The organism is Pseudomonas sp. AC112 (genome assembly GCF_979253545.1).
Window position 1 is genome coordinate 5,624,911 of sequence record NZ_CEEDCM010000001.1, and the last position, 22,534, is coordinate 5,647,444.

At 62.1% G+C, this 22,534-nt stretch carries 20 protein-coding genes; 7 read left to right on the forward strand and 13 right to left on the reverse strand.

The window, feature by feature from the left end; all coding sequences use genetic code 11:
• Positions 1 to 38: 38 nt before the first annotated feature.
• Complete coding sequence (locus AC0IYN_RS26255) at positions 39 to 1,391, forward strand: cation:proton antiporter (RefSeq protein ID WP_214497035.1); 1,353 nt, start codon at positions 39 to 41, stop codon at positions 1,389 to 1,391.
• Here AC0IYN_RS26255 and AC0IYN_RS26260 read toward each other — a convergent pair.
• The 3 genes from AC0IYN_RS26260 to AC0IYN_RS26270 form a co-directional block, all read right to left on the reverse strand.
• Entirely contained in the window at positions 1,382 to 1,516 is a 135-nt protein-coding gene (locus AC0IYN_RS26260) for a hypothetical protein (RefSeq protein ID WP_256578575.1), read from the reverse strand. The two genes, AC0IYN_RS26255 and AC0IYN_RS26260, sit on opposite strands and share 10 nt — an antisense overlap.
• An 11-nt stretch (positions 1,517 to 1,527) precedes the next feature.
• On the reverse strand, positions 1,528 to 1,740 hold the full coding sequence (locus AC0IYN_RS26265; RefSeq protein ID WP_078048431.1) for a hypothetical protein: 213 nt from the start codon (positions 1,738 to 1,740) through the stop codon (positions 1,528 to 1,530).
• Positions 1,741 to 1,825: 85 nt separating this feature from the next.
• Positions 1,826 to 2,371 carry a hypothetical protein gene (locus AC0IYN_RS26270; RefSeq protein ID WP_078048430.1) on the reverse strand — a complete coding sequence of 182 codons (546 nt, stop codon included), beginning with the start codon at positions 2,369 to 2,371 and terminating at the stop codon, positions 1,826 to 1,828.
• 418 nt (positions 2,372 to 2,789) lie between these two features.
• On the opposite strand from AC0IYN_RS26270, the gene AC0IYN_RS26275 reads away from it, so the two are divergent.
• The 3 genes from AC0IYN_RS26275 (at position 2,790) to AC0IYN_RS26285 (ending at position 5,693) form a co-directional block, all read left to right on the forward strand.
• Positions 2,790 to 4,199 (forward strand): circularly permuted type 2 ATP-grasp protein, encoded by a 1,410-nt coding sequence (locus AC0IYN_RS26275; RefSeq protein ID WP_406598912.1) that lies wholly within the window; start codon positions 2,790 to 2,792, stop codon positions 4,197 to 4,199.
• A gap of 2 nt (positions 4,200 to 4,201) precedes the next feature.
• Positions 4,202 to 5,152 carry an alpha-E domain-containing protein gene (locus AC0IYN_RS26280; RefSeq protein ID WP_012724311.1) on the forward strand — a complete coding sequence of 317 codons (951 nt, stop codon included), beginning with the start codon at positions 4,202 to 4,204 and terminating at the stop codon, positions 5,150 to 5,152.
• A gap of 112 nt (positions 5,153 to 5,264) precedes the next feature.
• Positions 5,265 to 5,693: a nuclear transport factor 2 family protein gene (locus tag AC0IYN_RS26285; RefSeq protein WP_406598911.1), complete on the forward strand. Its 429-nt coding sequence runs from the start codon at positions 5,265 to 5,267 to the stop codon at positions 5,691 to 5,693.
• Here AC0IYN_RS26285 and msrA read toward each other — a convergent pair whose 3' ends face one another.
• The 3 genes from msrA to msrB form a co-directional block, all read right to left on the reverse strand.
• Positions 5,694 to 6,389 carry a peptide-methionine (S)-S-oxide reductase MsrA gene (gene msrA / locus AC0IYN_RS26290; protein ID WP_406598910.1) on the reverse strand — a complete coding sequence of 232 codons (696 nt, stop codon included), beginning with the start codon at positions 6,387 to 6,389 and terminating at the stop codon, positions 5,694 to 5,696. It lies immediately after the preceding gene.
• 94 nt (positions 6,390 to 6,483) lie between these two features.
• Positions 6,484 to 8,244 carry a cytochrome c biogenesis protein DipZ gene (locus AC0IYN_RS26295; RefSeq protein ID WP_471844033.1) on the reverse strand — a complete coding sequence of 587 codons (1,761 nt, stop codon included), beginning with the start codon at positions 8,242 to 8,244 and terminating at the stop codon, positions 6,484 to 6,486.
• 35 nt (positions 8,245 to 8,279) lie between these two features.
• A complete protein-coding gene (gene msrB / locus AC0IYN_RS26300; protein ID WP_406598908.1) occupies positions 8,280 to 8,780 on the reverse strand; it encodes a peptide-methionine (R)-S-oxide reductase MsrB in 501 nt (166 codons plus the stop codon).
• A gap of 268 nt (positions 8,781 to 9,048) precedes the next feature.
• Here msrB and AC0IYN_RS26305 point away from each other — a divergent pair, with 268 nt between their 5' ends.
• Together AC0IYN_RS26305 and AC0IYN_RS26310 are read left to right on the forward strand one after the other, a co-directional pair.
• Positions 9,049 to 9,759: a response regulator transcription factor gene (locus tag AC0IYN_RS26305; protein ID WP_252992300.1), complete on the forward strand. Its 711-nt coding sequence runs from the start codon at positions 9,049 to 9,051 to the stop codon at positions 9,757 to 9,759.
• Positions 9,756 to 11,222, forward strand: coding sequence for a sensor histidine kinase (locus tag AC0IYN_RS26310; RefSeq protein ID WP_471844036.1), 1,467 nt, complete (start codon positions 9,756 to 9,758; stop codon positions 11,220 to 11,222). Before AC0IYN_RS26305 ends, AC0IYN_RS26310 begins: the two co-directional genes overlap by 4 nt.
• Here the strand turns inward: AC0IYN_RS26310 and AC0IYN_RS26315 are convergent.
• The 3 genes from AC0IYN_RS26315 to AC0IYN_RS26325 all read right to left on the reverse strand — a co-directional run bounded on the left by AC0IYN_RS26315 (position 11,185) and on the right by AC0IYN_RS26325 (position 16,096).
• The gene (locus AC0IYN_RS26315; protein ID WP_457240015.1) at positions 11,185 to 12,117 is read right to left on the reverse strand and encodes an alpha/beta fold hydrolase; all 933 of its coding nucleotides are present in this window, start codon (positions 12,115 to 12,117) and stop codon (positions 11,185 to 11,187) included. The two genes, AC0IYN_RS26310 and AC0IYN_RS26315, sit on opposite strands and share 38 nt — an antisense overlap.
• A gap of 80 nt (positions 12,118 to 12,197) precedes the next feature.
• Positions 12,198 to 14,453 (reverse strand): ATP-dependent DNA helicase, encoded by a 2,256-nt coding sequence (locus tag AC0IYN_RS26320; protein WP_471844039.1) that lies wholly within the window; start codon positions 14,451 to 14,453, stop codon positions 12,198 to 12,200.
• Positions 14,450 to 16,096, reverse strand: coding sequence for a VRR-NUC domain-containing protein (locus AC0IYN_RS26325; RefSeq protein WP_471844041.1), 1,647 nt, complete (start codon positions 16,094 to 16,096; stop codon positions 14,450 to 14,452). The genes AC0IYN_RS26320 and AC0IYN_RS26325 overlap by 4 nt, the downstream gene beginning before the upstream one ends.
• 186 nt (positions 16,097 to 16,282) lie before the next feature.
• Here AC0IYN_RS26325 and AC0IYN_RS26330 point away from each other — a divergent pair, with 186 nt between their 5' ends.
• A complete protein-coding gene (locus AC0IYN_RS26330; protein ID WP_406598903.1) occupies positions 16,283 to 16,507 on the forward strand; it encodes a YgdI/YgdR family lipoprotein in 225 nt (74 codons plus the stop codon).
• Between the two features lie 114 nt (positions 16,508 to 16,621).
• On the opposite strand, the gene AC0IYN_RS26335 is transcribed toward AC0IYN_RS26330, so the two are convergent.
• Genes AC0IYN_RS26335 through AC0IYN_RS26350 form a run of 4 tightly spaced genes read right to left on the reverse strand, consistent with a single transcriptional unit; the run spans position 16,622 to position 22,459 of the window.
• Positions 16,622 to 18,031, reverse strand: coding sequence for a polyurethane esterase (locus tag AC0IYN_RS26335; protein WP_471844043.1), 1,410 nt, complete (start codon positions 18,029 to 18,031; stop codon positions 16,622 to 16,624).
• Between the two features lie 35 nt (positions 18,032 to 18,066).
• Entirely contained in the window at positions 18,067 to 19,395 is a 1,329-nt protein-coding gene (locus tag AC0IYN_RS26340; protein ID WP_457267571.1) for a TolC family outer membrane protein, read from the reverse strand.
• Positions 19,396 to 19,397: 2 nt separating this feature from the next.
• A complete protein-coding gene (locus AC0IYN_RS26345; RefSeq protein ID WP_406598900.1) occupies positions 19,398 to 20,711 on the reverse strand; it encodes an HlyD family type I secretion periplasmic adaptor subunit in 1,314 nt (437 codons plus the stop codon).
• Positions 20,708 to 22,459: a type I secretion system permease/ATPase gene (locus tag AC0IYN_RS26350; RefSeq protein ID WP_457267573.1), complete on the reverse strand. Its 1,752-nt coding sequence runs from the start codon at positions 22,457 to 22,459 to the stop codon at positions 20,708 to 20,710. The genes AC0IYN_RS26345 and AC0IYN_RS26350 overlap by 4 nt, the downstream gene beginning before the upstream one ends.
• Between the last annotated feature and the right edge of the window lie 75 nt (positions 22,460 to 22,534).

A 22,534-nucleotide genomic window follows, 5' to 3' on the forward strand; every position in this document is an offset into this window, starting at 1 on the left:
CTCCAACCTGAACAGACCACGGCCTCGGTACACGCTCGATGACTTTTATTCTATGGATGGCCGTTCTGGGCGCCGTATTGCTCACGCTTGCTCTCACCTCCTCCTACCTGCGCTGGATGCCAGTCACCACTTCGGCGGTGTGCCTGCTGCTGGGTGTGGGGATCGGCCCGCTGGGCGTCGACCTGCTGCACTTGGACATCAAGAACTCCGCACGCTGGATGGAACACCTGACGGAAGTCGCGGTGTTATTTTCGCTGTTTGTCAGCGGGTTGAAACTGCGCCTGCCGCTCAAGCACCGGACCTGGCGCATTGCATTTGGCATGGCCGGGCCGGTGATGCTGCTGACCATCCTCGGCATCTGCCTGGCGCTGCATTACCTGTTTGCGTTGTCGTGGGGCGTGTCGCTGCTGGTGGGCGCGATCCTGGCGCCGACTGATCCGGTACTGGCAGGCCTGGTGCAGGTCAATAACGCCCAGGACTATGACGCGCTGCGTTTTGGCCTGTCCGGTGAGGCCGGTTTGAACGACGGCACGGCCTTCCCCTTTGTGATCTTTGCCCTGCTGTTCATGCAGCACGGCGGTTTCGACGGGGACTGGCTGGGCGGCTGGGTGTTGAAGAACCTGCTTTGGGCTGTGCCGGCCGGGTTGCTGATCGGCTACTGGATGGGCCGCGGCATTGGCCGTGTAACACTGTGGATGCGCATCACCAACAGTGACAGCACGCTCTCGCCCAATGACTACCTGACGCTGGCGCTGATCGCGCTGGCCTATGTCGTCGCCGAGGCGGTGGGCGGTTATGGCTTCCTGTCGGTGTTTGCGGCGGGGCTTGGCCTGCGCCAGGCGGAGTTCCGCTCCACCGGGAATTCGCAGACACCCTCGGAGCATCTGGCGCTGCCGGTGGTGGGCCACCTGGAGGTTGAGCCAGAACGCGCACTGCAAGGCGATGTCAGCGAACTGAAAGACACACAGATCGCCGCCGGCGTGATGATGGGCGACATGCTCTCATTCGGCAGCCTGGTGGAGCGTTCAATGGAGGTGTTCCTGGTGACGGTGCTGGGCATCGTGCTGGCGAGCCATTGGGATTGGCGTGCACTGCCGGTGGCGGCGTTGCTGTTCTGCGTGATCCGCCCGCTGGGCGTGCTGGCAATGCCCTGGGGCCGCCTGATCGATCTGCGGCAGCGCGGGCTGATGGGGTGGTTTGGTATTCGCGGGATCGGCAGCATTTACTACCTGTTCTACGCGCTCAACCACGGTTTGATCGGCACCAGCAGCGCGGTGGCGGTCAACCTGACCTTGTCAGTGATTGCCCTGAGCATCGTCGTTCATGGCCTGAGTACCCAGCCGATGCTGGTGTGGTATGAACGACGAGCCAAGGCGAACGCTCAGTCTTGACGCTCGGTATTGCCTACGTCTGCCGCCTCATCCAGGTCGTTGAGCGGCACTTCTGCATCATCCATCAGGGAACCCGGGTCTTCATTGCCCGGATCGTTGAGTTCGTCGTCGAGTTCTTTGGACATGACCGTCTCCTCTAGCCGCCTTGGGTGTCGATATCAGCATCGGTTTCAGGCTTGGGCTCGCGCTCGGGCTTGAAGTCTGGACTGTAGTCGTTTTCCTTGGCCTTGGGGTCTTTGGCTGGAACCGGGTCCTTGGGCGCTTCTGCAGCGGTACCCGGGGCCGGTTCGCCGCCGTCGATGGCCGGATCGTTACGGTTATCGAGTTGGGGGTCTTTGCTTGTGCTCATGGGTCACCTCAATTTAGGCCGGTGGGAAATCAGCAGGGCCTGAAGGTAAGGCGCCGGGCTGACCGGCGAAGTTCCGTCCGATTGCTTACCGGATCGGATTGTCGACCTGGATATAGAACGCGTAGATCCCCAGCACCAGCCAGAACACCATGAACAGCCACGGTGCCCGCATGGAGAACAGCAGCGACTTGCGGTAGCCCTTGTGGGACGACTCCATTTCGGAGAACAGCGGCGATTCATCGTAGGCCATGCCCATCACCGGTTCACTGCGCAGTAGTTCGCTCTGCTTGTAGTGCCAGTGGTCGATGATTTCATACGCGGCCCGGATGCCCGGCCAGGCATTGAGGGAACTGAGAATGCCCAGCGAGACCAGGAACACCGGCACCACCAGGGTGAACAGCTTGCCCCACTCCGGGTTGAGGTTACCCATGCCGGACACAAAGGCGATCACCAGGAAGGATTGCGCCGTGAGGTAGGCGTCAGTGCGGTTGGCGAGGATGGTGGTTTCGTACTGGATTTCACGCCGGTAGAAATCGAGGCGGTCCTTGGGCGAGCCGAAGATCTTGGCGTTGTGTTCGCTGTGGTCGGTCAGGGCCGACTCCGGCGTGTTGGGCGAGATGATTCTGGGCACGACAGTGCTCCACACAGGTTCGAGTCCTTTTAGAAGAATCGGGGGTGGGTGAAGTTCAAGTTTGTTCGTGCACCAAGTCGGGGCACCTGCCAGGCGCTGCCCCCTTGTGGTGAGCGGGCTTGCCCCGCGTTGGAGTGCGCAGCGCTCCCTCTGTTTCTGGGGCCGCTGCGCAGCCCAGCGCGGGGCAGCGCGGGGCAAGCCCGCTCACTACAAGGAATGTGCGGTTCCGGCACAGGCATTGCTTTATCCTTTCATCTGCCCGGATACAGGAGCATTCGTTACCCCCCGACCCAGAGCCGACCCCATAAGAAAGTAAGGACCAGGCCCGTTGGCACCCTTAGCCACGGCCCTTATAAAAATGCGTTTTTTGAAACGGCAGTGCCACCCAAGCGTCCCTCGGCACTGACAAGGTACTGGAATGGCTCGATCTTTCTTCGATGAAATGAATGACGCAGATGGCGTGTGCCGTGCGCATTATCAGGATTTCTCCCGCTGGCTGGCGAATACGCCGCCGGAACTGCTGGCCCAGCGTCGCCGTGAAGCCGATTTGCTGTTCCACCGCGCCGGAATCACCTTCACCCTCTATGGCGACGAGCAAGACACCGAGCGCCTGATCCCCTTCGACATCATCCCCCGCAGCATCCCCGCCAGCGAATGGAGCGTGATCGAACGCGGCTGTATCCAGCGCGTCAACGCGCTGAACATGTTCCTCGCCGACATCTACCACGACCAGCGCATCATCAAGGCCGGGATCATTCCAGCGGACCAGGTGCTGGGCAACGAGGGTTACCAGAAGGCGATGGTCGGCCTGGACCTGCACCGCGACATCTACTCGCATATTTCGGGCGTGGACCTGGTGCGCGACGGCGACGGCACCTACTACGTGCTTGAAGACAACCTGCGCACCCCCAGCGGCGTGAGCTACATGCTCGAAGACCGCAAGATGATGATGCGCCTGTTTCCCGAGGTGTTCGCCAAGCAGCGCATTGCGCCGGTGGACCACTACCCCAACCTGCTGCTCAAGACCCTCAAAAGCTCAAGCCGCCTGGACAACCCAAATGTGGTGGTGCTGACGCCGGGCCGCTTCAACAGCGCGTTCTTCGAACATGCGTTCCTGGCGCGGGAAATGGGCGTGGAACTGGTGGAAGGTGCCGACTTGTTCGTGCACGACCTCAAGGTGTTCATGCGCACCACCGATGGGCCCAAGCCGGTGGACGTGATTTACCGGCGTATCGACGACGCCTTCCTTGACCCCAAGGCCTTCAACCCCGAATCGATGCTCGGCGTGCCGGGCCTGGTCGCCGCCTATTGCGCTGGCAATGTGGTGCTGGCCAATGCAATTGGCACCGGCGTGGCCGACGACAAGTCGATCTACCCCTATGTGCCGGAAATGATCCGCTTCTACCTGGATGAAGAACCGGTGCTACAAAACGTACCGACCTTCCAGTGCCGCAAGCCCGATGAGCTGTCCCACGTCCTGGCCAACCTGCCGGAACTGGTGGTCAAGGAAACCCAGGGCTCCGGCGGCTACGGCATGCTGGTCGGCCCGGCCTCTTCCGCCGCCGAGATCGAGGACTTCCGCCAACGCATCAAGGCCAGGCCCCACGCCTACATCGCCCAGCCGACCTTGAGCCTGTCCACGTGCCCCACCTTTGTCGAAAACGGCATCGCTCCACGGCATATCGACCTGCGGCCCTTTGTACTCTCGGGCAAGGAAACCCGCCTGGTGCCCGGCGGCCTTACCCGCGTGGCGCTTAAGGAAGGCTCGTTGATCGTCAACTCGTCGCAGGGCGGCGGAACCAAGGACACCTGGGTGGTGGAGGGCTGAGTATGTTGAGTAGAACCGCCGCAGATCTGTACTGGATGTCCCGTTACCTGGAGCGTGCCGAGAACCTGGCGCGCATGCTGGAAGTCAGTTACTCGTTGTCGTTGATGCCCCAGGCCGGACGCAGCGATGGCCTGGACGAACTGGCCATGTCGTTGCTCAGCAGCGGCACACTGGACAGTTACCTTGAACGTCATAAACAGTTGGATGCCGAGCGCATGCTGCACTTCTTCGCCCTCGACGAAGAAAACCCGGCCAGCATCTACAACTGCCTGCGCGCCGCCCGTGGCAATGCCCACGCGGTACGCGGGCGCATCACCGCCGACATGTGGGAAAACCTCAACGCCACCTGGCTGGAAATGCGCAGCATCGCCGCCGGCGGCCTGGCGCGGCATGGCATCAGCCACTTCTGTGACTGGGTCAAGCAGCGTTCGCACCTGTTCCGTGGGGCGACCTCCGGGACGATCATGCGCAATGACGCCTATCGGTTTATCCGCCTGGGCACCTTTGTCGAGCGCGCGGACAACACCCTGCGTTTGCTGGATGCGCGTTATGAAATGTTTGGCGAGGAATCGGAAGAAGTCAGCGACTTGTCGGCACGCGGTTATTACCAGTGGAGCGCCCTGCTCCGTGCGCTGTCGTCATTCGAGGCGTACACCGAGCTGTACCCGAACGCACTGAATGCGCGGTCGGTGTCGGAACTGCTGTTGTTGCGCAGCGATGTGCCGCGCTCGTTGCATGCGTGCATCGAGGAATTGAGCCATATCCTTGCGGACCTGCCCGGCAGTTATGGGCGCACGGCGCAACGGTTGGCGGCGGAGTTCGAGGCGCGGCTGAGGTACACGGGGATTGATGAGATTCTGGAGGACGGGTTGCACAGCCGGCTCACCGAGTTCATCGACACCGTGCGCGAGTTGGCGCGGGCGATTCATAGCTCGTACCTGGAAGTGGTCTGACCCTGTTCATTGCGATCACTTAACTGTCAATTCGGGTGATTGACCCTGCTTTGGTACCGCTCTTATGTTGGGCAGGTGAACTGCCTTCCCATCATAAGAACAGGTACCGCGCATGTCCGAACTCAACCTCACCCCTGCCGCCGCCCATACCCTGCAACGCTGGCACGCCATGCTGGCGGATCGTAACCTCAACGCACTGCCCGAACTGTTGGCGCCAGACGCCGTATTCCGCTCGCCCATGGCTCACACCCCCTACCCTGGCGCGCCGGTGGTGTCGATGATCCTCAACACCGTCATCAAGGTATTCGAAGACTTCACCTATCACCGCGAACTGGCCAGTGGCGACGGCCACAGTGTCGTGCTGGAGTTCAGTGCGCGTGTCGGTGACAAGCAGCTCAAGGGCATTGACCTGATCCGCTTCAATGAACAAGGGCAGATCATCGAGTTTGAAGTGATGGTCCGCCCGTTGAGTGGGCTGCAGGCCCTGGGTGAAGAAATGGGCCGGCGCCTGGCGCCGTACCTGGCCAAGGCCAAGGGCTGATTACTGGTTTTTCACCAGCACCGGCTCGGCGCGGTATTGGTCGGGGAACAGCTTTTTGAGTTGCGCCACTTTGGGCAGGTCATTGATCACGATGTAGGGGTAGGACGGGTTTTCGGTGAGGAAGTCCTGGTGGTAGGACTCCGCCGGGTAGAACGTCTTGCCCGTCTCGATGTGGGTGACGATGGGTTTGTCGAAGGACTTGGCTGCGTCCAGTTGGGCGATGTAGGCCTGGGCGATTTTCTGCTGTTCGGCGTTCTGCGCAAAGATCGCCGAGCGGTACTGGGTGCCGGTGTCGGGGCCCTGGCGGTTGAGTTCGGTGGGGTTGTGGGCTACCGAGAAATAGATCTGCAGCAACTTGCCGTAGCTGACTTTGCTCGGGTCGTAGGTCACGGAAACCGCTTCGGCGTGGCCGGTGTTGCCGTCGCTGACGGACTCATATTGCGCGGTGCTTGCGGCACCGCCGTCGTAGCCGGAAACGGCGTTCTTTACCCCTTGCACATGCTGGAACACGCCTTGTACACCCCAGAAACAGCCGCCGGCGAACACGGCAGTTTGCAGGTTGCTGCTGTCTGCGGGCAGGTCGAGAGCGGGTGGCGCAATGGCGACGGCATCGTCGGAGGCACCGAAGGACAAGGCTGGGGTTTGCCCGATGAAAGCGGCAAAGGCAAGCACCGGCAGGTAGTTGAGGATTTTCATAGCGTTCACTCCTGAGCACAGTCCACTGTAGGAGCCGGCTTGCCGGCTCCTACGGGGGGTGGGGTTTCATATCACCGAGGTGACGGTTTGCGGGTCAGCCGAAGGTGAAGGCGTAGGCCGATACGTTCGGGTCGAGGAATTCGATGGTGAAGGTTCGGTCCTTGACGGCGCCTGGCTGGCGTACCAGTTGGTACAGGCGCTGCTCGGTAACGGTGCCGCTGCCATCCGGCGCGACGTCGGTGCCGTGGGCGTCGCCTGGGGCTTGGCCGTCGACCGTGATGTTGAAGCGTACCGGCTTGCCATCGGCGCCAGGGCCGAGCACCAGGTGCAGGTCACGGGCGTGGAAGCGATAGACGATGCGCCCACCGGCCTGGTCGAGGGTGGCTTGCTGGCCGCCGACGTTCCATTGGCCTTCCAGGGTCCAGTTGTTCAGGGCCAGGTTACCGGCGGCCGGGTAGTTCGCCACCTGGTTGGTGGCCAGGGTGCCGGTGGTGACGAAGTTTTCGGCGCGCTGGAAGCCCAGGTAGGTTTCCGGCGACTGCACTTCATTGGTGTCCGCTGCCAGTTGCACGCCCTTGGCGTCGGCCTCGATCAAACCACCCGCAACGTTCTTGGCACCGGCTTCACGCAGCAACTGCTGGATCACCCGTTCGGACTCGGCATAGTCGCCCTCGCCAAAGTGGTGGTAGCGAATCTGGCCCTTGGCATCAGCAAAATAATGGGCCGGCCAGTACTGGTTGTTGAATGCGCGCCAAATCTTGTAGTTGTTGTCGATCGCTACCGGGTAAGTGATACCCAGGTCCTTCATGGCCTTGGTGACATTGCTCACATCGCGTTCAAAGGCGAATTCCGGCGCGTGCACACCGATCACTACCAGGCCCTGGTCGCGGTATTTCTCGGCCCACGCCTTCACATACGGCAAGGTACGCAGGCAGTTGATACAGGAGTAGGTCCAGAAATCCACCAGCACCACTTTGCCCTTGAGTGCTTCAGCCGTGAGCGGTGGGCTGTTGAGCCATTGCACGGCGCCCTCCAAAGGCGGCAGCGCACCTTCGATCGGCAGCGTGTCGCTGTGGTTGGCGGCGGCCATCATCGCGCCCCCGGCCCTCATCGCCCCACCCTTTGGTTCCGGTTTGGCGTTGAGCTTGTCCACCAGGCTTTGTTCCAGGCCACCGGTGGATGCGGTCGACACGCGCGCCAGCACGCCGGTATCCAGGCCCAGCGCAATGGCGGCCACACCGGCCAGCATCAACGCACCCAGGCCACGGCGCAGCCATTCACCGGCGCCGAGGGATTGCTTCATGAAGCCAAAGACTTTACCGCCGACCAGCAATGCCAGCGCGAGGGAGGTGGCAGCACCGGCGGCGTAGGCCAGCAACAGCAAGGTAGTACCGATACTGGCGCCTTGCAGCGCGGCGCCGGTGAGCACCAGCCCCAGGATCGGTCCGGCGCAGGGTGCCCACAACAGCCCGGTGGCCACGCCGATCAGGAACGACGCGCCCGGGCGCGGCCTGGCATCGGCCCCGGCGGCTTCCGACAAGCGACTGCCGGCGGCCACCAAGGGGCGCGTCAGGCGCTCCGACAGTTGCGGCAGCAACAGTGTGAGTCCGAACAGGGCAACGCACAGCAACGCGAGCCAGCGCCCGTATTGATTGACTTGCACCACCCAACCGCCGCCCACTGCCGCCAGCGAGGCCACCAGGGCGAATGTCACCGCCATCCCCGCTAACAGCGGCAAGCCACTGCGCAAAAACGGCTGCCCGGTGCGAGCGAAGACAAAAGGCAGAACAGGCAGGATGCACGGGCTGACGATTGTCAGCACGCCGCCCAGGTACGCGAGAACCAGAAGCCACATGGGATCTTCCCTTATACGAATGAAAAAACATTGGCCTAAGCCGCCGTGAACGTCATGGCGGCGCCATTCATGCAGTAACGCAGCCCGGTCGGTGCCGGGCCGTCATCGAACACGTGCCCCTGGTGGCCGCCGCAGCGACGGCAGTGGATTTCCTTGCGCACCACGCCATAGGAGGTGTCGGTATGGCTGGCCACGGCGTTGTCCAGTGGCTGCCAGAAGCTGGGCCAGCCGGTGTGGCTGTCGAACTTGGTGGTTGAGGAGAACAGCGGCAGCGCACAACCGGCACAGGCGAAGGTGCCGGCGCGGTGTTCGTCGTTGAGGGCGCTGGTGTAGGGACGTTCGGTGCCCGCTTCGCGCAGGATGTTGTATTGCTCGGCGGTCAGCAGGCTGCGCCATTCGGCATCGGTGTGGGTGACTTCGAAGGTTTCGGCGGCTTCGGCTTCGGTGACCATGTTGAGCCGTTTGATCAGGCCACCGGCCAGGACGGCGACGCCGAGGCCGCCACCGGCCAGTAATAGTTGTCGGCGTGAGTACATGATGTTCTCCAATTTATGACTGGCGCAGCGCCTGTGGTGAGCGAGCTTGCTCGCGCTGGGCTGCGCAGCGGCCCTAGAAAAATGGGAGCGCTCCGCACTCCAGCGCGAGCAAGCTCGCTCACCACATGAGAGGTGCTTACCGTTACCAATGAGGCGATCATGCTCGTAGGACGGTCGCGGAATCCTCACGCAGAGTTAAACAATTCGTGATAACTACACTGTGGCAAAACCCGCACAATGCGCGGACTACAAGCGAAGGTTTCTCCACATGGATCAGCCCAAACGTGTCCTGGTGGTCGAGGACGATGCCCATATTGCCGACCTCATCTGCCTGCACTTGCGTGATGAACAGTTCGAGGTGGTGCACAGCGCCGACGGCAACGAAGGCCTGCGCCTGCTGGAGCAAGGTGGCTGGGATGCGCTGATCCTCGACCTGATGCTGCCCGGCGTCGATGGCCTGGAAATCTGCCGGCGCGCCCGCGCCATGACGCGCTACACGCCGATCATCATCACCAGTGCACGCTCCAGCGAATTGCACCGCATCCTTGGCCTGGAGCTGGGCGCGGATGATTACCTGGCCAAGCCATTCTCCATGCCGGAACTGGTGGCCCGCGTGAAGGCGCTGTTGCGCCGTGTGGACGCCATGGCACGCAACCTGAAAATGGACGCCGGCAGCCTCGACCTCGGCCCATTGTTCATCAACCCGCTGACCCGCGACGCCACCCTGCAAGGCCAGCGCCTGGACCTCACACCACGGGAATTCGACCTGCTGTACTTCTTCGCGCGGCAGCCGGGCAAAGTGTTTTCGCGCATGGACCTGCTCAACGCGGTGTGGGGCTACAGCCACGAAGGGTATGAACACACGGTCAACACCCACATCAACCGCCTGCGCGCCAAGGTTGAAATTGACCCGGCCAACCCGGCACGCATCCTCACGGTGTGGGGCCGTGGCTACAAGTTTGCCGAGAGCCCGCCATGAAGCTCAGCCTGACCCAGCGCCTGTCGGTGGTGTTCGCCGTATTACTGCTGATTTGCTGCGGCACCTCGGCCTGGCTGCAAGTGCGCTCCAACCACATGCACGAACTGGAAGTGGTGCAAGGCCTGTCCCGCGACCTGGCAGCGCATATTGCCCGCGACACCCAACTGATGGACGCCGACGGCCTCAAGCCCGACGCGGTGCGCAACCTGTTCAGCCAGCTGATGCTGGTCAACCCCAGCGTCGAGGTGTACCTGCTCGACATCGACGGCCGTGTGGTCGGCAACGCCGCACCCAAGGGGCATATGCTGCGTGACCAGGTGGACCTGACGCCGATTCGGCGCTTTCTCAGCGGCGCGATGCTACCAATCCTCGGTGACGACCCGCGCAGCGTCGATGGGCGTAAGGTATTCAGCGCGGCACCGCTCAAGGTCGGCGGCCAGCAGGCCGGCTTTCTGTATGTGGTGCTGCTCGGTGAAGCCCACGACGTGTACGACGCCAAGGATGCGACCGGCATGGCGTTGAAGATTGCACTCTGGTCCATCGGCCTGGTCGCCCTGCTCTGCCTGATGGCCGGCCTGATCGCATTTGCCTGGATCACCCGGCCGTTGCGCCAGCTCACCGACAAAGTCGGCCAGTTCGACATCAACGGCGCGCCCAAACCGGCCGAGCCGATTGCGACCGAACTGAACAGCGGCGATGAAATTGCCGTACTCGACCACGCCTTCGTGCAAATGGAAAACCGCCTGGGCGAGCAATGGCGCGCCATCACCCATCAGGATCAGGAACGACGGGAAATGGTCGCGAATATCTCCCATGACCTGCGCACACCGTTGGCCTCGTTGCATGGCTACCTGGAAACCCTGTCACTCAAGGACGCGAGCCTGAGCCCAGAGGAACGTCGCCGCTACCTCGGCATCGCCCTGGACCAGAGCCGCAAAGTCGGCGGCCTCGCCCAGTCGTTGCTGGAGTTGGTGCGCCTGGAGCATGGCTTTGTACAGCCGGTGATCGAAGGCTTTTCATTGCCGGACCTGGTGCAAGACATCTTCCAGAAATTCGAACTGACCGCCGAAGCACGTGCCGTCACGCTCACCGCCACCCTGCCACCGCAGGTGCCCACCGTGTTTGCTGACCTGGGCCTGATCGAACGGGTGCTTACCAACCTGCTGGATAACGCGCTGCGCCATACGCCGGTCAACGGCGAAATCGAAGTCATCCTGTCGCCCGAAACCAACGCCGTGGCCGTCACGGTCAGCGACAGCGGCCCGGGCATCGACGTGGAACTGCGCGAAGGCCTGTTCCTGCGTGCGTTTACTATCGGCGGCGCCCGCCGTGACGGCGGCCTGGGCTTGCGCATCGTGCACCGTATCCTGCAACTGCACGGGCGCAGCATTCGCCTGGTGGATCAACCGGGTCGGGGGGCAACCTTCAGGTTTTCCCTAGAAACCCGAGCATCAGCGCGTTGACCCGCTGCCCCTGCTCGTTCTGGATCCAGTGCCCGCAGTTGGGCAGCACGTGCTGCTCAAGCTTGGGCACTGAGTCAGGCATGCGCTTGAGCGTGTGGGCTTCGAAGACCCCCACCGGGTCGCGGTCGCCGATCAGGAACAGCGTGGGTTGCAGCACCTGCCTGCCCGCCAGGCGTTCGGTGCGTTGCCAGTTGCGCTCGAAGTTGCGGTACCAATTCAGCGGGCCGCGAAACCCATGCTCGGCGAAGGTTTGCACGTAGATATCCAAATCCGCCTGGGAACACCACTGCGGCAAGGCGCCGGGGGCTGCGACGCCTTCAAGCAGCCTGGCGTTCGCCGGTTTGCTTTGCAGGAACACATCCTGGTCCTGCATGAACAAGCGCAAGGTACGCTCGACATCGGCGTTCAATTCCTGTTCGGCTACGCCCGGTTCCTGGAAATACAGGATGTAGTTGAAGCGGTCGGCGTAGAGCTCGCGCATGATTTCAATCACCGGCCGCCGTGCGCGCCCGGCGAAAGGCACCGACATTGTGATCAAGCGCCTGACCCGCTCAGGTTCGAGCAACGCCAGGTGCCAGGCCACGACCGCGCCCCAGTCGTGGCCGACCATCACCACCTGCGCATGGCCAAAATGGTCCATGGCCTGCTGGATATCGCCACACAGCGTCAGCAACTCATAGTCGGCAACTTCTGCCGGCGAACTTGATTGGCCGTAGCCGCGCATTTCCGGGGCAAACACCCGATAGCCTGCCGCCGCCAGGGCAGGAATCTGCTCGCGCCAGGAATGCCAGCACTCCGGAAAACCGTGCAACAGCCAAATCGGCGAGCCGTGTTCGGGGCCCGCTATGTGGACGCTTAACTCAATACCGTTGACGAGGATTAATTGCGGGCTCATGGGCATAACCTTTTCGAAGGTTTTGCCCAGCGTGCGGCATTGCTCACAAGGCCACCAGCATCATTGATGGCGGGAATAACTCATGCAACCGCCCACCAGCGTGGCAACAACTGGCGTACCCGCGCTTCGCCGAAGCGGTCATCGATCAACATCACCACGCCACGGTCCTGCTGGCTGCGGATCACCCTGCCCGCGGCCTGTACCACCTTCTGGATGCCGGGGTACAGGTAGGTGTAGTCGTAGCCTGCACCGAATATCGCGCCCATGCGCAGTTTCATCTGCTCATTGACCGGGTTGAGTTGGGGTAAACCGAGGGTGGCGATGAAGGCGCCGATCAAGCGGGCGCCGGGCAGGTCGATGCCTTCGCCGAAGGCGCCGCCGAGCACAGCAAAACCAATGCCCTGGCTGTGTTCGGTGAATTGGTCGAGAAATGCCTGGCGCTCGGCTTCGGCCATGCCGCGTGACTGCTGCCACCGTGTGATCTGCGGATGTCGCTCGGCCAGCAACTGCGCCACTTGTTGCAGGTAATCAAAGCTTGAGAAGAACGCCAGGTAGTTGCCAGGCTGCCCGGTGTACTGGCGGGCGATCAGCTCAACGATGGGTTCCAGGGAGGCATGGCGATGCACGAAACGCGTGGAGATTTCATCGACGATGCGCACCTGCAATTGCTCGGCCTTGAACGGTGACTCCACATCGACCCATGCCGTGTCGGCTGGCAAACCCAGCAAGTCGGCGTAGTAATGCCGCGGGCTCAGGGTTGCGGAAAACAGCACGCTGCTACGGGCAGCGGTCAATCGTGGGCGGATGAATTCGGCGGGCACCACGTTGCGCAGGCACAGGGTCGAGCTGCTGCGCTTGCCACTGAGCTGACGCTTGCTGATATCGAAGATGAAGTGTTCATTGAATAGCTCGGCGACTTTGGCAAATTGCAGCACGTCGAAATAGAAGGCTTGCAGGTCGCCACTCAGTGACTCGGGATGGTCATTGAAATATTCGCCCATACTGCTGGCGCACAGGCTCAGGGCCTGCAGCAGTTTTTCCGGGCGGGCGGCATAGGCCTGGTAGGGCGCGAGCTGGTCCTTGTGCAGCGCATTCCACTCACGGTTGAGGCGCTGCAAGGGTTTCTTCAACGGCTCGGGAGCGGTGTCGCGCAGGGTCTTGAGGTGGTACTGGTCAAGGCTGGCGCTGTACATCGAGCGGGCCCGTTCGACCAGGTTGTGCGCCTCGTCCACCAGCACCGCCGCCCGCCATTGATTGAGCTGGGCCAGGCCGAACAGCATGGCGCCAAAGTCGAAATAGTAGTTGTAGTCGGCAACCACCAGGTCGGCCCAGCGCGCCATTTCCTGGCTCAGGTAATAGGGGCAGACGTCATGGGCCAGGGCGACGTCGCGCAGGTTGCGCTGGTCGAGCAGGCGCACCTTGGACGCGGCGATGCGTGCGGCGGGCAAACGGTCGTAGAAACCCTTGGCCAACGGGCAGGAATCACCGTGACAGGCTTTGTCGAGGTGTTCGCAGGCTTTGTCGCGCGCCACCAATTCCAGCACGCGCAGTGGCAGGTCGGGGCTGCTGGCATACAGCACGTCGGCAGCATCCAGGGCGAGTTTGCGGCCGGGGGTCTTGGCGGTGAGGAAGAACAGCTTGTCCAGTCGCTGGGGCGCCAGGGCCTTGAGCAAGGGGAAAATCGTGCCGATGGTCTTGCCGATGCCGGTAGGCGCCTGGGCCATCAGGCAGCGGCCGGTGCTGACGGCCTTGTACACCGTCTCCGCAAGCGAGCGCTGGCCAGGGCGGAAGCCGGCATGGGGGAATGCCAGGGTCTGCGCGGCGCTGTTGCGCGCTTGGCGGTGCGCCATTTCCTGCTGGGCCCAACCGAGGAACAGCGCGCATTGCTGGTTGAAGAACGGCTCCAGTTCGCTGGCGTGGAAGCGTTGGTTGAGCAGCGTCTCGCCTTCGCCGACGATATCGAAGTACACCAGCGCCAGGTCGATCTCGGAAAGACCGAGTTTCCGGCACATCAACCAGCCATACACTTTGACCTGGGCCCAATGCAGTTGCCGATGGTTGGCGGGCTGGGCGTCGAGGTCGCCGCGATAGGTCTTCACTTCTTCCAGGCGGTTGGCGTCCGGGTCGTACCCGTCTGCCCTGCCCCGCACCGTCAATTGCTGATACACACCCTCGAGCGCCACTTCATTCTGGTAGTGCTGGCTGCGCCGTGAGGCGACGGTGCGATGGCCGACAATACCTTCCTGGGCGCTGGGTGATGGCGTGAAGCGCAGGTCGAGGTCACCGACCTTGGCCGTGAATTCACACAGCGCACGCACGGCAACGCTGTAGCTCAAGCGGACGCTGCCCAGCGCACATAGCAGACGGTCACCGGCATCTGGTATTCGCCACAGAACTCCAGCCAGCGCAGTTGGTTGTCTTGCAGGCGATCGCCGGGACCCTTGACCTCGATCATGCGGTAGGTCTTTTGCGCCGGCCAGAACTGGATCAGGTCTGGCATGCCGGCGCGGTTGGCGCGAATGTCCAGCAGCAGCCGTTCAAACCAGTAGCGCAGGTGTTCGGCGGGCAGACAGGCCAGGGCCTGTTCCAGCAGGTCTTCGCTGAGCAGGTTCCAGAACACGAAGGGCGACTGGATCCCCCACTTTTCGCTGTAGCGCTGGCGGATGGTGGTTTTGTAGCGCTCGTCCTGCAGTTGCTCGAAACAGGCGGCGAACAGTGGCGCGCGGCGCGGGTGGAAGTCTTCGCTGTGCAAATCCGCCGGCCCGCGCTGGAACGGGTGAAAAAACGATCCCGGCAAGGGTGCAAAGATCACGTCCCAGCACAGCAGGCCGAACAGCGAATTGATCAGCCCATTCTCAACGTAGTGCACCGGCCCATCGGGCTCGCTGAGGTGCGCCTGCACGCAGTATTCCACCGACATCAACGGTTCCGGGAGCGCGAGGTCCAGGTCCAGGCGCGTGACGGGCCGGGGCTTGACCTTGGGCAAGGCCGGCTCGCCGAGTTTGCGCCGCAGGCGTGGCATCACGCGAAGCAAGTGCTGCTGTTCGGCGGCGCTTTCCGGGGCTTGTTGGGCGGTGTTCGCCAGGGCCATGGCTTGCACGTAGTCCTCCTGGCGTTCCAGCACGCGGATCAACCGTGAGCGGGCGCCGGGGTAGGCGCAGGTGCGATAGATGCGCTCCGCCAGCGCCAATTCGGCCGTGCGCTCGCAATATTGGCCCACCTGGAACAACAGCTTGGCCCGGCGTTTTTCCAGCCAGGGGTTGTCCGTTTGCAGCGTTGCAACCTGGGCCAATACCGCCTCCAGTGCGTCACCGGTTTCAAAGGCCTGCTGGCACTGGTGCAGGAACAAAAAGTCCAGCACGTCGTCACGGCTGCGCAAACCCCGGGATTCGGCGCAGAACTCGACTTTTTCGTAGGTGTAGATGCCCAGGTCCGCCAGCACGAACTCGGACCAGTCCTGATGCAGGTTGCCAAAGAACATCAAGCGCAGGCGATCGCACAGTTCCATCACGGTGAGGCTGTACAACGTGTCGGCCAGATCAGGGCACCAGTTGGCAAAGCAGCGGCTGTCGGTGAAGTGCGCCGACAACCCTGCCAGCCAATCGGCTTTGTTACCCTTGGGCTGGTCGATCCAGGGCTTGAACGTTGCGAGAAGCTCGCCTTTTTGCAGCAAGGCGAACAGCTCTTCAAAGGCCAGCAGGCATTCGTTATCCACCCAGCCCAGTGCCAGCAGTGGCTCAGCTGCCGCATGGGGGCAACCGATCTCCAGGTAATTGAGCTTGCCCGCACGAAAATGCACACCCTTGCGCATTACCATGCGCACCAACAACGCCTGGGACGCCTGCGGCAACCTGTCAAATTGCTGAATGAAATGCGCTTCGTCAGGATCGAGCAAGTCTGCATAGCGCTGCCCCAGCCATTGCAGGACCTGGCGGAAGTTATGCAGGTAATAGAGCGGTTCTTCGAGGGGATTGGCCATGGTGCGCAGCGATCAAATACTGGTTATGCATACAGAGTGCCGTCGCCAATGCCAGGTTGCAATCGGTAACAGATAAATGGCGTCTGCAACTTTTTGCATAAAAGTGATCAGATGGGGGAGTTGATGGCGTAACATTTGTTGCCCGCGGCCTCTGGCGTGGGACTTTTCAAGGTTAAGGTAAGGGTTATGAACATGAAGAATTTGGGGCTGCCACTGGTTGCACTCACTTTTCTGGTATTGGCCGGTTGCGCAACGCAAACCGTAGTTACACTGCAAAACGGCACACAGTATTTGACCAAGGACACCCCAAAAACCAAGACCGCCGACGGCTTCTACGAATTCACCGACATCGCCGGCAAGCGTGTACGGGTCAAGGCCGACGACGTGGCCACCGTGCGCAAGGAAAACTGATCCCCCCCAAAGCGGGCTTGCTGTGGTGAGCGGGCTTGCCCCGCGCGGGGCTGCGCAGCAGCCCCATCAAAATTGCACATCCCCACCGCCGCAGAAAGCCCGCCCATTCCAGCCCTACCCGATCACCACCTCGCCCAGCCCCCCACTCACGCCCACCAACGTCACCGTATCCCCCCCAACACTGATCACCGTATCCCCGCCGTGCTCACGGTAATCCACACTCCCCTCCACCCCTTTGAACACCAATTTGTCCGTCGCCTGGTACCCGATCACTCGGTCCTGGCCAAAGTGCCCGCTGAACAAAAAGGTGTTATGCCCGCTGTTATCACGGATCGTGTCATTGCCCTTGCCGCCTTCGATAAAGTCTGCGCCCTTCCCCCCCTGGATCAAGTCATTGCCGTCACTGCCAATGATGAAGGTATTGCCCTTGTGCGGCTCGGCGTTGCGGTTGAGGTCCTGCACCCAGGTGTTGGCCCGCGCCGGGTCAGACAGGTTGGCGACAATCACCGTGGAGTCACGGGTCATCTGCTCATAAAAGCCCGATTCGAGAATGCGCGTCATGCCATCGCCATAGCCGGTAGGCAGGTGCGAGATCCAGGTCGGCAGGTTGACGATGGAAAACGGCAGCACATTCCACAGCGTCGAGGCGTAGTGGTCGTTGAAGCTGACGATATTGTCGGTGGTCGACTCATGGGGCTTGTCGTGCACGCCCAGTGACGACAGGTTGAACGATGAGCCATCCAGCGCACGGAATACCGGGTCGTTCTCGTAGCCGATATTGAGCACCTTGTCGCCGGCGCTCTGGGTGGGCGATGCGTAGGCCACGTAGTTGGCGTCCTTGTAGAAGCCGGCCCACTTATCGGTACTCAGGTCCGCCATGCTATTGACCGCGAGGCCGCCCAGGCTATGGCCGCTGACCACCACATCCTTGCCGCTCAAGCCATGGGCGCTGGCGTAGTCAGCCACGTTCTTGAGCAAGCCGCCAAAGGCCTCGCCCACGTAATTCTTCGCGTAGTCCTTGGGCCCTAGCGCCGCGAGCAAGTCGCTGACCAGGTCGCCGATGGAGTCGCTGATCAAGGTCTCCCGAGGCCCGGAGGTGCCGCGAAAACCGATGCCGATTTCCAGCAATTTGCCAGCGTCATCGTACTTGCCCAGCACCTCGACCTGGGCGGTGGTGTAGCCCGCCTTCTCGCCGAAAAACGTACCCCGCGCATCGACCTTGCCGTCATAGCCCAGGGTATTGGCGCTGATCGGCGTCCAGCCGGCCTTTTGCACCGCGTCCAATGCCGCTTTTTCCGAATCCGGGTTCCACGGGATGCCCGGGATCACGCCCTGGGAATCCGTGCTGCCCAGCAATGCCCCGACCAACGTGGCCGGCAATCCCAGCCCCAGGCCATTGTGCTGATAACCCACGGCAAAACCGTTATCCAGGTTGTGATAGCTGTACAAGGTGATCGCCATTGCATCCGCAAACAACGCCTTAGAGCCCTCGGTGCCGAGGCTTTTATAGTCAAACATACCCATATCGATCCCTCTCTTATTGTTGTAAAACCCTACAATCAACGCCCAAACGCCTCATCCACCTTGGCCAAGTCCGTATCGCGCAGGTTGCCCGCGTAGTAATGCAACTTGGTCCACGCCATCAAGTAGTCATACCGCGCCTGCGCCAGATCACGCCGGGTGCTGTACAGCTGCTGCTCGGCGTTCAGCGCATCGAGGTTGACCCGCTCCCCACCCAGGATGCTTTGCTTGGTCGACACCACCAGCGCCTCCGCCGACACCAGAGCCTTCTGATACGCCCTCAGCTTGCTCACCCCCGACAAACAAGCGCTGAACTGTCGACGCAGCTCAATCAGGGTTTCGCGGGTCTTGCCTTCAAGCTCGTACTCGGCCTGCTCCATGGCGCGGCTGGCCTGGCGGGTCGACGCCGAGATGCCGCCACCGGCGTACAGCGGCAGGCTGACTTCGACGCCGATGGTGTTGGTGTCATAGCGCTGGTTGTAGGTGTTGCCGCTGTCAGACTCCTGCTGACGCGAGCTGGCGTACGCCGTGACCTTGGGCAAGTGCCCGGCGCGGTTGCGCTCCACTTCATACCGCGCCACTTCCAGGGCTTGCCGCTGGGAAGCCAGCGTGGGGTTGTTGCTGATCGCCAGTTCATGCCAGGTGTCGTAGTTGGCCGGGGTCAGGGCGAACGCGGCAAAACCCTGGTTCAGCGGTGCCAGGTCATCGATGTTGACGCTTTGCGCCCCGATCAAGGCGCCCAGTTCGCGCAAAGACGCATCCTGCTCATCCAGCGCCTGGATCTCTTCGGCGGTGGCCAGTTCGTAGCGCGATTCGGCTTCGAGAATGTCCGTGCGGGTGCCCTCGCCTTGCTGGAACAAATGCCGGTTCTGCTGGAACTGCTGCTCGAACGCCTTCTTCTTCGCACGCGCGATATCGATCTGGTCCTGGGCAAACAATGCCTGGGTGTAATAGCTCAACACCCGCACCAGCAGCGCCTGGCTCTTGTCGCGAAAGCTCTCATCGGCAAACAGCGCCTGGGCCACGCCCTTGCGGTAGTTGGCGTAAGCCTCGTAGTCGAACAGCGGCTGTTGCAGGCTGAACGTGGAGCCGTAACTGTTGTAGTTGCGGTCGTCGTGGTAATTGCCTCCGCGCCCGTCCGGCAAGGTGGCCTGGGAATTGTTGCGACCCTTGTTGTAGTTGTAGGACAGCTTGGGCAGCAGGCCAGCGCGGCCAATGGCGCGGTTTTCCAGGCCGGCGTCGCGCTCCTTGATCGCGCCGAGGAACACCGGGTCATTACGCAAGGCCTGCTCGTACACATCGAACGGGCCCATGGCCGCCTGGGCGGTGGAGCAGGTCAACAACAAGGCGATAAACACAGGTTTCATGTCTATTCCTCGGTCAACGCGGAGCCGGCGCGGTCGAGCAGCGGCTTGAACAGATAGTTAAGCAACGAGCGCTCGCCGGTGCGCACGAACATCTCGGCGGGCATGCCGGGCTTGATCACCAGGCCGTGGAGTTTTTCCAGCGCGGCGTCGCTGACCGTGGTGCGCAGCACGTAATAGGGCGCGCCGGTCTTTTCGTCGAGCATCTGGTCGGCAGAAATCAGGCTGACCTCCCCCGGTACCCGAGGGGTGCGGCTCTGGTTGAAGGCGGTGAACAGGATGTCGACTGGCAGGTGCGTGCCAACCTTGTCCACCAAGTGCACCGGCAAGTGCCCTTCCACCTCCAGGCGTGTGCCCTGGGGCACGATTTCCAGCAAGGTTTCACCGGCGCGCACCACGGCGCCCTCGGTGTGCACACTGAGATTGACCGCGATGCCATCTGCCGGGGCATTGATTTCACTGTGTTGCAGGTCGAACCCGGCCGAGGTGAGTTGCTGTTCCAGGGTCAGGCTGCGCAGTTGCGCGTCGGCCAGTTGGCTGCGCACTTCCTTCTGGTATTCCTCGCTGTGCTGTTGCAATTTCAGGCGCGATTCAAGAATGCCCTGCTCGACACGGCCACTTTCCCCGGTGTTTTGCGCCAAGTCCTGCTGCACCTGGGACAACTGGCGCTGGTACTCCATCAGCCGGTTACGCGGGATGTAGCCGTTGTCTGCCAAGGGCTGCAGGTTGCTCAGTTGGTCGCGCAGGGATTGCGCCTGGGCGGTGAGGTCACTGCGGGCACGGCGCATGCCGCCCAGCTGCGCCGTGGCGCCGTCGATATTCGCGCGAATGCCGGCCTGCTCGCGGGCAAAGGCTTCGCGACGGCTGCTGAACAACTGGCGCTGGCCTTCAAGCACCAACGCCAGGGCCGGGTCGGGATTGGCGCTCAGTTCAGCGGGAAAGCGGATGCTGGTGAGGTTATCCCGTTCGCTTTGCCAGCGTGCCACGCTGGCCCAGGCCATGCGGTACTGGGCTTGCAGGGACTGCACGTCGGCCTGGTGCTGGGTCTGGTCGAGACGAAACAGCGGCTGGCCCTGTTTCACATGCTCGCCCTCCTTCACCAGGATCCGGCTGACCACGCCGGGGCTCAAGGTCTGCACAGCCTTGCGCTTGCCTGACACCACCACCGTGCCCTGGACCGGAATGCCCTGGTCCAAGGGCGCCAGGCTGGCCCACAAGAAAAACCCACCGGCACCGACCAGCGTCAGCAGCCAACCCATGCGCGTGAAAAACCGCGCGTCGCGTTCTTTGAAGCGTGGTTCAACAGTGATGCTGCTCATGCGCCTGGATTCCTTCCGGCCTGGTACTGACGACTGAAACTCACGCCGGGTTTTTCCTTCGGCGCCTCCTGCTGGCCGGACAATGCCCGCAGCACTTCCTGGCTGGGCCCGAACGCCTGCAGATGCCCGTCGCTGAGCACCAGCAGCTTGTCGGCCTGGGCCAGCGCCGAGGAGCGATGGGTCACCAGCACCACGCTGCTGCCCTGGGCTTTCATCTGCACGATGGCACTGGCCAGGGCGGCCTCGCCGACGGTGTCGAGGTTCGAATTGGGCTCGTCCAGCACGATCAGGCGTGGCCCGCCATACAGCGCGCGGGCCAGGGCTACGCGTTGTTTCTGGCCGCCGGACAGGCCGCCGCCGTTGTCGCCAAGCACCGTGTCGTAGCCCTGGGGCAGGCGCAGGATCAGTTCATGCACGCCGGCCTGCTGCGCGGCACGCACCACCTGCTCGGGGTCGGCATCGCGAAAGCGCGCAATATTGTCGGCAATGCTGCCGCTGAACAGCTCGATGTCCTGGGGCAGGTAGCCGATATGCGGGCCAAGGTCGTCGCGGTCCCAGCGGTGAATGTCGGCACCGTCCAGGCGCACGGTGCCGGCCAGCGTCGGCCATACCCCCACCAGCACACGGGCCAGGGTCGACTTACCGGAGCCCGACGCGCCGAGCACACCCAGTACTTCACCAGCGCTCAGGTTAAAGCTGACCTGGTGCAACGTCGCCATACGCCGCCCCGGCGGTCCGGCACTGACCTGCTCGAAACTGACCTGGCCCTTGGGCGTCGGCAGCTTCATCTGCTCGACTTCCGGGGGAAACTCACGCAGCAAGTCGTCCAAGCGTTGATAAGCCAGCTTGGCCGAACTCCATTGCTTCCACACCGCAATCAACTGGTCGATGGGGCTCAACACCCGGCCCATCAGGATGGAGCCGGCGATCATCATCCCGGCAGTCATGTCGCCCCTGATCACCAGCAGTGCGCCCAGGCCCAACACCAACGACTGCAGGCACAGGCGCAGGGACTTGCTCAGGGAAGTGATCACCGAACCGGTATCGCTGGCCGCGTTCTGCAGGCCGAGGAACTGCGAGTGCACGGCAAACCAGCGGCTGCGCAGCGCGCCGAGCATGCCCATGGCCTGGATGGTTTCGGCGTTGTGCAAGTGGCTGGTGGCCAATTGCGTGGATTGCTGGGAGTAACCGCTGGCTTCGCCCAACGGCTTTTTGGTCAGGTATTCATTCAGGCACGCCAGGCCGATCAGCAGCACGGCACCCGCCGTGGCCAACACGCCCAGCCATACGTTGAACAGGAAAATCACAAACAGGTAGATGGGAAACCACGGCGCGTCGAAAAACGCGAACAGCGCAGGCCCCGTGATGAACTGGCGGATATGGGTCAAATCGCCCAGGGACTGTCCGGCGTGCCCCTGGCCGCGTTGCAGGTTGCGTTCAAACGCGGCCTTGTAGACGCGCAAGTTGAAGCGCCGCTCCAACTGGCTGCCAATACGGATCACGATAAAACTGCGGATCACTTCCAGCAGGCCAATAAAGGCAAAGAAGCCCACGACCATCAGCGTCAACATCACCAGGGTGGTTTCATTCTGGGAGGACAGCACGCGGTCGTACACTTGCAGCATGTAAATCGACGGCACCAGCATCAACAGGTTAATCAATGCGGTGAAACAGCCCACACTGATCAAAATACGTTTGTATTCACCCAGCGCCTTGAATAACGGCGCGACGGCATGGAACTTCGCCATGGCTTTTTATCTTCCCTGAAGCAAATTACGCGCAATAGTTGCCCCAGCCCCGATGCACGGAGCGGTCAACTAATA